Source organism: Marivivens donghaensis (assembly GCF_011806565.1).
GTDB classification, from domain to species: Bacteria; Pseudomonadota; Alphaproteobacteria; order Rhodobacterales; family Rhodobacteraceae; genus Marivivens; species Marivivens donghaensis_A.
Genome location: NZ_JAATOP010000015.1, coordinates 44,433 through 54,102, shown reverse-complemented (window position 1 = coordinate 54,102; position 9,670 = coordinate 44,433). Strand labels below are relative to the sequence as shown.

Sequence of the window (9,670 nt, the reverse complement as noted above, 5' to 3'; positions counted from 1 at the left end):
CACCAGCCTGAGCGGCGGGAGCGCGCGGGGCAACGAATTCGTTGGCTTCCGGCTCGGGACGCGGCTGGTACGCCGGCGGCGGCAGGTCGTCTGCTGCGTTTTCTTCGAAGGCGTTGAACACGTCTTCTTCCGGCGCTTGGAAGGTGTCTTCGAACTGGGCGCGCTGCTCGCGCTGAACCGGCTGCTGGGCTACCGGAGCGGGCTGCTGGGCTACCGGAGCGGGCTGCTGCTGAACCGGAGCGGCCTGCGGTGCGGGAGCCGGAGCTTCTGCGCTGACCTGCTGGGTGAGCGGCTGGGCCATCGAACGACGCGGGGTCGGCATCTCTTCGCGCTTTTCGCTGGCGTCGATGCCGGTGGCAACGACCGAAACGCGCATGGAGCCTTCCATTTCCGGATCGAGGGTCGAACCGACGATGATGTTGGCGTCCGAGTCCACCTTTTCGCGGATTTTGTTCGCAGCTTCATCGAGTTCGAACAGCGTGAGGTCGTAGCCGCCGGTGATGTTGATAAGAACACCACGTGCGCCTTCGAGGCTGATTTCGTCGAGGAGCGGGTTGGCAATCGCCTGCTCTGCCGCGTCGATAGCGCGGTTTTCGCCGTTGGCTTCGCCCGTACCCATCATCGCCTTGCCCATCTCGTCCATGACCGAACGGACGTCGGCGAAGTCGAGGTTGATGAGACCCGGACGGACCATGAGGTCGGTCACGCCTTTGACGCCCTGATACAGAACGTCGTCGGCCATTGCGAAGGCTTCGGTAAAGGTAGTCTTTTCGGTCGCCAGACGGAACAGGTTCTGGTTCGGAATGATGATCAGGGTATCGACGACCTTTTGCAGGGCTTCGACGCCTGCTTCGGCCTGACGCATACGCTTGCCGCCTTCGAACTGGAACGGCTTGGTTACGACGCCGACGGTCAGAACGCCAAGCTCGCGAGCGGCCTGAGCGATGATCGGAGCAGCGCCGGTGCCGGTGCCGCCGCCCATACCGGCGGTGATGAAGCACATGTGAGCGCCAGCAAGATGGTCAACGATCTGTTCGATCGACTCTTCGGCGGCGGCTGCACCTACCGAAGCGCGGGCACCTGCGCCCAGACCTTCGGTGACCTTAAGGCCCATCTGGATGCGTGCTTCCGACTTCGATTGCTGGAGCGCTTGGGCGTCCGTATTCGCGACAACGAACTCCACGCCTTCGAGTTGCTTTTCGATCATGTTGTTGACGGCGTTACCGCCCGCACCACCAACGCCGAAAACAGTAATCCGGGGCTTCAGTTCTTCTTGCCCGGGCATGGAAAGGTTCAATGCCATACTCAGTCCGCCTGTATTTTGTTGCCCGTCCCAACGGGAGTTTATACCGATTTAATCCCCAGTCTAACGTCACACGAATGCAACGTCACGGGAAAAAAGGGATACGAGCCACAAAATCTGGAGGAATCGAAGGCGCAAACGTCGCTATCTCGGCCAATCGGCAAGATTTAGCGCATTACCAGTTGTCCTTGAACCATTTCACCGCGCGGCGCAGAGAACGTGCGGGATAGATGGTGTCCGGCACCTCGAAATCCCACCATTCGTCCTGCGGGTGAGCCGCGAACATGGTCAGACCTACCGCCGCTGCAAATGCGGGGCCTGTGGCCGCCTGCGGAAGACCGCTGACGCGCATCGGACCGCCCAGACGGACCTGCGTGCCAAGGATGCGGGTGGCAAGCTCGTCGAGGCCCGGAATCTGACGTCCGCCGCCAGTAAGGACGATCGCCGGATTATGCAAGCTGTCGAAGCCCGCAGCGTCGAGGCTGTCCTTCACCTCTTCAAGGATTTCTTCGACGCGCGGACGCATGATGCCGATCAGTTCGGCGCGGGTCACGCTGCGGCGGTCATGGTGCCAGTCGCCGGAGTTGCCGCCGATCTCGATGACTTCGCGGTCGTCGAGGCTGGTCGCGACAACGCCGCCGTAGAAGGTCTTGATGCGTTCGGCGGTCGCTTCGGGAACGCCAAGGCACTTCGAAATGTCGTGGGTGATCAGATCGCCGCCCATCCGGACGCTGTCGGCGTAGATCATGTGGTTCTTGAGGAAGATCGACACGCCCGTAGTGCCGCCGCCCATGTCGATGCAGGCCGCGCCGAGCTTCTGTTCGTCCTCGATCAGCGAGGAGATGCCCGCAACGTAAGCCGACGACGCAATACCGGCGAGTTCGAGGTCGCAGCGACGGATGCAGTGAACGAGGTTCTGGAGCGCTGACTTTTCGACGGTCAGCATGTGCAGGTCCGCCGACATCTTGTTGCCGGAGTGACCACGGGGGTCGGTCAGGCCGGAACGCTGGTCGAGCGAGAAGTTGATCGGGTGAGCGTGGAGCGCCTCGCGGCCCTCGCCAAGGTCCGGCACATCGCAGGCAGCCAGAACGCGGCCGATGTCCTGATCGGTGACGACGTCGCCGTCGAGCATGATGTCACCCGCGAGGCCATAGGAACGCGGACGTGCACCCGAGAGGCAAGCAATCACGTGGTCGACACGCTCGCCGGCCATTTTCTGGGCCGACTGGACGACGGTGCGGATCGCGCGCTCGGTTTCCTGCATCGCGTCGATGTCGCCGAAACGGACGCCGCGCGAACGGGTGGTCGAGGCGCCGATGACGCGGTACTGTGCCTGCCCTGCGAGCGAGCCGACACCGTCTTCGGCGCGGAAACGGTCGGGGCCGTCGAAGCGAAGAACCAGACACGCAACCTTCGACGTGCCCACGTCGAGGATCGCGATCAATCCGCGTTGCAGTGCCGCTTTGCGCATATTCCGCATGGCGCGCTGGTTATCGTACAGCTGATTCATCATTTGCCTGCCCCCGACAAAGCGGCGTTCAGTCGCCGCATTTCTTCTGTGCCTGTGATGCCCAATTTTAGGGTCGGTCGGTCATCGTTGCGCATATCGACCACCTGAACGTCACGGCGCAGCAGATCCTGCGTTTGAGCCATGACGATCACTCGTTCCAATGCTGTGACCGCATTTCGTTCGGGCAACATGATACGCTGGTCGCCGTCCAGGACCACGTCCCAGCGGCGTTCGCCCATGCGCACCAGACCGCGGACCTTGTCCTTGATCGGTGCAGCGGCGGCGAAGAGCGCCATTGCCTCGTTAATTGCTTCTTTCGCGCCGTCGCCTGCAATCAGCGGCAGTTCGGGGCGTTCGCTGCGGGCCTGTACCGAAGCGACGAAATTGCCTTCGCCGTCGATCATGCGCAGCCCGTCATCCAGACGCCAGATGGCAACCGGAACGCGGGGCGTCACGTCGACTTCGAGCGCGCCGGCAGAGGTGACCCGCAGGATCGCTTTTTCGACGCCCGCAATTTGCTCGACCGTGGTGCGCATAGCGGGCAGGTCCATGTCGAAGGAAGAAATCGGGAATTCGATGGGAAGCGCCGCGACGATCTCGGTCGCCAAGCGATCGCTTGCGCCTTCGACGGTCAATTCGGCGACCATGAATTCGGGGCGGTGCTGGAACGCGTCGACCCATTCATTGACGTGGTCGGTTACGTAGGTGCGGCGGCCTTCGTCCAGTGCGACAAACGCCACGGCGCAAGCGGCCAGCACGACCGGCGGGCCAACGCGGAACAGGCGGCGATACGCAGGTGTGAGCATCCAGCGTTCATAGCGATACGACCAGCGCGAAGGCGCGGGATCACGGCGATGCTGATTGCCGCGGCTGCTCATCGATCGCATGAAGCGTCCTCCACCAGCCATTTACAGAACGCGGGGAAGTCGAAACCGGCATAAGCCCCCTGCTCCGGCGCGAGCGACGTTGCCGTCATGCCCGGCTGGGTATTGGTTTCCAGTAGGAACAGACCGTTCAGACCGCGACGCTCGTCCCAGCGGAAATCGGTGCGCGAGATACCGCGGCACCCCAGCGCCTGATGCGCCCTGAGCGCGTAGTCGAGGCAGGCGTTATAGATCTCGGACGGGATGTCGGCGGGGATCTGGTGACGCGAGCCGCCTTCTTTGTACTTGGCGTCGTAGTCGTACCAACCTGTGGTGATGATATCAGTGACGCAAAGCGCCTTGTCACCCATCACGGTGGTCGTCAGCTCACGTCCCGGAATGTAGGCTTCGACCATGACGGTCTGCGGCATCTCTTCGGACAGCTTCGGCGGCGTGTTCGCGCCTTCCTGCACCAGATAGACGCCAACGCTGGAGCCTTCGTTGTAGGGCTTCACGACATAGGGCGCGGCCATCAGGTGGCGGGCGGAAACGTCGTCTTTGTCAGCGAGGAAGCTTTCGGCAAACGGCAGACCGGCGGCGCGGTAAACGCCCTTGGTCTTTTCCTTGTCCATTGCAACGGCAGAGGCCAGAACGCCCGAGTGGGTGTAGGGAATGCGGAGCCATTCAAGCAGACCCTGAACGCAGCCATCTTCGCCCCAGCGGCCGTGCAGCGCATTGAAAACGACGTCGGGCTTGATGCGCGTCAACTGCTCCGGCAGATCATTGCCAGCGTCAATTTCTACGACTTCGAACCCTGCGGTGCGGATCGCTTTTGCGCACTCCTTACCCGTGCTGAGGGAAACCTCACGCTCGGATGATGGACCACCCATCAGAACAGCAACCAAGGGGTTTGCCCTGCTCGACATTCCCACTGCCTCTTTTGCACGCCTTTGTGGCGTATCAGTTTTTGAAAACATGCCCTGCGTTACTTAACGGAGCATGAAGCCTGTCTTTTATTTTTATTCGGAAGGGGCCGGTTCACCGACCCTCATGATTTCCCACTGTAGCGTGATACCGCTTGAATCGTAAACCTTTTTCCGCACAGCCTCACCTAGCCCTTCGAGATCAGCCGCCGTTGCGCCGCCCGCGTTGGTGAGGAAGTTGGAGTGCTTTTCATTCATGACCGCACCGCCGATGGCCGCGCCGCGCATTCCGGCGTCGTCGATGACCTTCCACGCCTTCAGTTCGTGCGTATCGTCCGCCTGCCCCGTTGAGGAATAACCAGCGGGATTGCGGAACGTCGAACCAGCCGTCCGGTCTTTGGTCGGCTGCGTTTCGTCCCTTTTTTTCAACTGATCTTCCATGCGTTGGCGCAGCGTTTCGGGATCGCCTTCGGGCGCATCGAACGTGGCCGAGATGATGATCGCACCCTCGGGCAGCGAGGACTGGCGGTACTGCATCCCCAATTCGCTGACAGGTAGAATTTGACGGGAGCCGTCGCGCAGGATGACTTCGATCTCGCGCAGGACGTCCGCCGTGTAGGTGCCGTAGCAGCCCGCGTTCATGGTCACAGCGCCGCCAATGGTGCCGGGAATGGTGCGCAGGAAGGTCAGATCGAGCCCGGCATCGGCGGCTTTCCGCGCAACCATTGCATCGAGCAGTGCGGCGCCGGCTTTGACCGTAGTGCCGTCAATCTCGATCCCGTTGAAATTACGGCCCATGCGGATGACCACGCCGCGAATGCCGCCGTCACGCACGATGAGGTTGGACCCCACGCCCATCGGGAAAACGGGCACCGCAGGATCGAGCGCTTTCAGGAAATCGGCCAGGTCGTCGGGATCGGCGGGCTGGAAGAACACATCCGCCGGACCACCGACGCGCATCCACGTCAGATCGGCAAGATTACGGTTTTCGGTGAGCGTGCCACGGACGGGCGGAAGTGCGAATTCAGTCATGCCTCGGATGTAGCCCGGAGGCATGAATCTGCCAAGCGATCAGAGCCGAAAATCAACCGCGAATGCGTTTCCAGAGGAAGTACACGGGCCAGCGGAGCACGGACATCGCGCCGAACAGCACCAGAAGGCCGATGATCGGCCCGTTTTCCCATGTCACCCAGCCAAGGAGCGGGATACCGGTCGCGATCAGCATGTATGCCCGCGACCAGTGATTGTCCCTGCTGGGGATCAACGCGGCAACATTGGCCGCGATGAACCAGCAAAAGGCGACAGCAAGGGAGAGTGAGATCATTTCTCCAGTCGGGCGGGCAGATTGTTCGCCCACTGACCGATGGTACCCGCGCCGAGGCAGACAACGATGTCGCCAGGACGGGCCTGTTCGCGCACGAGGCGCTCCAGATCGTCTTCGGAGATGATCGCGCGCGCATGGCGGTGGCCGTGACGGATCAGACCGGCGACAAGGTCATCGCGGCCCGCGCCTTCGATGGGTTGTTCGCCAGCGGCGTAAACCTCGGCGATGGCAACCACGTCGGCTTCGTTGAAGCAGCCGCAGAAGTCATCGAACAGGCTCGCCAGACGGCTGTAGCGGTGCGGCTGGTGCACGGCGATCACGCGGCCTTCGGAAGCGTGGCGCGCGGCTTTCAGCACGGCGGCAATCTCGACCGGATGGTGGCCGTAGTCGTCGATGATGGTCACGCCGCCAAGGACTTCGCCGACCTTGGTGAAGCGGCGGTTCACGCCGCCGAACTTGGCCAGCGCCTCGCGGATACCGTCCTTCGACATGCCAAGGAAGCGCGAGACGGCGACGGCCGACAGCGCGTTCGATACGTTGTGATCACCCGGCATCGGGAGTGAGCAGCCCTCGATCACGTCGTCTTCGGCCTGAAGCGCGATATCGAAGTGAGCGACGCCCTTCTCATAGCGCAGATTGATCGCACGCACGTCCGCCTGAGCATTGAAGCCGAAGGTGATGACGCGGCGGTCGGTGATCTTGCCGACAAGGTTCTGAACCTCTGGGTGGTCGGTGCAGCAGACGGCGACGCCGTAGAACGGGATGTTCGACACGAAATCGTAGAAGCCCTTGCGCAGGTTCTCGATCGAGCCCCAGTGCTCCATGTGCTCGGGGTCGATGTTGGTGACGATCGCAATGGTCGCCGGAAGGCGGTTGAACGTGCCGTCGGACTCGTCGGCCTCGACCACCATCCACTCGCCTTCGCCCACGCGGGCGTTGGAGCCATAGGCATGGATAATACCGCCATTCACAACGGTCGGGTCAAAGTTGCCGTGGTCCAGTAGCGCGGACACCATCGTGGTCGTGGTTGTCTTGCCGTGCGTACCGGCGACCGCGACGTTGGATTTCAAACGCATCAATTCGGCCAGCATCTCTGCACGGCGCACAATCGGCAGGCCGCGGCGGCGCGCTTCGTCCAGTTCGGGGTTGCCCGGTTTGATAGCGGAAGAAATGACAATCACATTCGCATCGGCGAGGTTGTCTGCCGACTGGCCTTCGAAAATCTTCACGCCCATACCGGCCAGACGGTCAGTGATCTTGGACGTTTTCGCGTCCGAGCCCTGCACGGTGTAACCGAAGTTGACCAGCACCTCGGCAATACCGGACATGCCGATGCCGCCAATACCGACGAAATGGATTGGGCCTACATCGGTCGGCAGTTTGGTAGCGGTCGAGTTCATTCTTCAGTCTTTCTTCTGTGCCAAGTCTTCGACAAGCGTAACTAGCCGTTCTGTGGCGTCCGGCAAGGCGCAAGACAGCGCGGCACCCGCCATTTGGGCAGCGCCCTGCGGGTTGGTCAGCACCAGTTCGATCTGATCCTTGAGCGCCTCGGCGTTCATTTTGCTTTCCGGCATGAGGATCGCGGCGCCGGCTTCGACCAGCGCGCGGGCATTGGCGGTCTGGTGGTCCGCGGTCGCAGCGGCAAAGGGAACCAGCACTGACGGACGACCGATCACCGAGATATCGGCAACCGACGACGCACCCGAGCGGCTGATGACCAGCTGAGCTTCGGCCATGCGTTCAGGCACGTCGGTGAAAAAGCTCTGCACGTCCGCACGCACGCCGCAATCGGCGTAGGCCGCATTGACGCGGTCAAGGTCTTCAGGGCGTGCCTGATGCGAAACGCGCAGGTGCTGGCGGATATGTTCGGGCAGCGCGGCAACGGCGGCGGGAACAACATCGGACAGGATGCGCGCGCCTTGGCTGCCGCCCATCACGAGCATGGACATCGGATAGGCACCCGGTTCGATATAGCCGGCGGCGTAGCGGGACAGCACGGAGCCGCGCACCGGATTGCCGGTGTGGTCGCCCTCTACCCCGTCGGGCAGCGCGGTCGGCCATGTGCCACATGCGATCTTGGACACATGCTTGGCGAATACCTGATTGACGCGGCCCAGCACGCCGTTCTGTTCGTGGATCATGCGCGGCAGACGCAGCACGGTTGACGCAGCCATCGCGGGGATCGACGGATAGCCGCCAAAGCCTACGACCACGGCGGGCTTGTCGCGCATCATGCGGCCGATCGCACCGATGACGCCGCCCGCGATCTTGAACGGAACCAGCGCCTTGGCCGCGATGCCGCCACGGGCAAAGGTCGCGCTACCAAGCTCGATAACCTCGACCTCTTTGGGGAAGCCGCCCGTGTAACGCGCGCCGCGCGCGTCGGTCGTCAATTGAACACGCCAGCCCTTGGCGAGCATCGCCTCGGCCAGCGCTTGGGCAGGAAACATATGGCCGCCGGTACCACCGGCGGCAATAATGAGCAGCGGTGCCGCCATAGTCAGCGTCCCCTTCTGAGTAGAATGTCGCCGATATCGCCCTGCGAACGGGTCCGCGTCAGTGCCAGCAGCATCCCGATCAGGATGCCCGACGCGATCACGGACGAACCGCCGTAGCTAACGAATGGAAGGGTCATGCCCTTGGCAGGCAGAAGGCGCACGGCCACGCCCATGTTGATCACGGCCTGAATGCCGAATGCACATGCGAGGCCGGTACCGGCGAGACGGATGAACGGATCGCGCTCTTTCGTCAGACGATAGAGCGAGCGGATCACGATGGTCATGTAGAGAAGCGCGATGCAACCGACGAGCACGAGGCCGTACTCTTCCGCGGCAACCGCAATGATAAAGTCGGTGTGCGCGTCGGGCAGGTTCATTTTGACCTGACCTTCACCGATGCCGACACCAAAGAAACCACCCTCGCGGATCGCGTTGGTCGCAAAACCGAGCTGCGTGCGCGGGTCGAGGTCAGCGCTGAGGAAGCCGTCGATACGGCGGGCGAAGTGCTCCGAATTGCCGTAGGCGAACATGCCCGCGCCAATCGTCAGACCGGCCACACCGACCAGCAGAAACATCGGCGCACCGCCGACGAAATACATCACGCCCCAGGCAAAGAGCACCAGACAGGCTTGGCCAAAGTCAGGCTGAAGCGCCAGCAGCAGACACACCGTCGCCGCCAGAATAGCCGAATACATCCGCCCCGGAGGGCCGCCAAGGTCATGCGCCGAGGCCATAAGCCACGCAGCCACAACGATAAATCCGGGCTTGAGGAATTCCGACGGCTGGACAGAGAAACCGCCCAGCGACAGCCAGCGCACAGCGCCCTTGCCAAAGTCGGTCCCGATGAACGGCAGCGCGATAATGATGGCAAACGTTACCCCGAAACCCAGGGTCGCAAGGCGCCGCACCAGCTTGGGCGACATCATCGAGGTGATGAACATCACGATCATTGCCAGCATCCCGAACTGGGCCTGCTTGATCACGTAGTAGAACGGCGCCATGCCCGTGCGCTCTGCCAGCGGCGGCGAGGACGCGAGCCCCAGCAGAATACCGATGCCGAACAAACTCAACACGCACGTCAGCGCGAATTTATCGATTGTCCGCCACCAACGTGGAAGGATCGGATCTCCGGTGGATACCGGGATCGTGCCATAGACCATCTCAGTCATGGGTGTACCGCTTTTCTGCCTCGTGATCGTCCGTTTGCCGGATCTGATGGGATGAAGTGTAGTGCCAACGCGGGTTCTTT

General features: G+C 62.1%; 9 protein-coding genes. All 9 read right to left on the bottom strand.

All coding sequences use genetic code 11. From position 1 onward, the window contains the following. On the bottom strand, positions 1 to 1,303 hold a 1,303-nt coding region (gene ftsZ, locus HCZ30_RS15850; RefSeq protein ID WP_167639287.1), incomplete at its 3' end, for a cell division protein FtsZ. Positions 1,304 to 1,478: 175 nt separating this feature from the next. Next, positions 1,479 to 2,813, bottom strand: a complete 1,335-nt coding sequence (ftsA, locus tag HCZ30_RS15845) for a cell division protein FtsA (protein WP_167639290.1) — start codon at positions 2,811 to 2,813, stop codon at positions 1,479 to 1,481. Further along, a complete protein-coding gene (locus HCZ30_RS15840; protein WP_246212892.1) occupies positions 2,813 to 3,700 on the bottom strand; it encodes a cell division protein FtsQ/DivIB in 888 nt (295 codons plus the stop codon). Before HCZ30_RS15840 ends, ftsA begins: the two co-directional genes overlap by 1 nt. Continuing rightward, positions 3,688 to 4,602, bottom strand: coding sequence for a D-alanine--D-alanine ligase (locus tag HCZ30_RS15835; protein WP_167639285.1), 915 nt, complete (start codon positions 4,600 to 4,602; stop codon positions 3,688 to 3,690). Before HCZ30_RS15835 ends, HCZ30_RS15840 begins: the two co-directional genes overlap by 13 nt. Before the next feature lie 93 nt (positions 4,603 to 4,695). Next, a complete protein-coding gene (murB, locus tag HCZ30_RS15830; RefSeq protein WP_167639284.1) occupies positions 4,696 to 5,631 on the bottom strand; it encodes a UDP-N-acetylmuramate dehydrogenase in 936 nt (311 codons plus the stop codon). A gap of 52 nt (positions 5,632 to 5,683) precedes the next feature. Continuing rightward, positions 5,684 to 5,920, bottom strand: a complete 237-nt coding sequence (locus HCZ30_RS15825; protein WP_167639289.1) for a DUF2484 family protein — start codon at positions 5,918 to 5,920, stop codon at positions 5,684 to 5,686. Further along, on the bottom strand, positions 5,920 to 7,323 hold the full coding sequence (murC, locus tag HCZ30_RS15820; protein ID WP_167639283.1) for a UDP-N-acetylmuramate--L-alanine ligase: 1,404 nt from the start codon (positions 7,321 to 7,323) through the stop codon (positions 5,920 to 5,922). Before murC ends, HCZ30_RS15825 begins: the two co-directional genes overlap by 1 nt. Positions 7,324 to 7,326: 3 nt before the next feature. Further along, complete coding sequence (locus tag HCZ30_RS15815; protein ID WP_167639282.1) at positions 7,327 to 8,421, bottom strand: UDP-N-acetylglucosamine--N-acetylmuramyl-(pentapeptide) pyrophosphoryl-undecaprenol N-acetylglucosamine transferase; 1,095 nt, start codon at positions 8,419 to 8,421, stop codon at positions 7,327 to 7,329. A gap of 2 nt (positions 8,422 to 8,423) precedes the next feature. Continuing rightward, positions 8,424 to 9,590, bottom strand: coding sequence for a peptidoglycan glycosyltransferase FtsW (locus HCZ30_RS15810; RefSeq protein WP_167639281.1), 1,167 nt, complete (start codon positions 9,588 to 9,590; stop codon positions 8,424 to 8,426). Between the last annotated feature and the right edge of the window lie 80 nt (positions 9,591 to 9,670).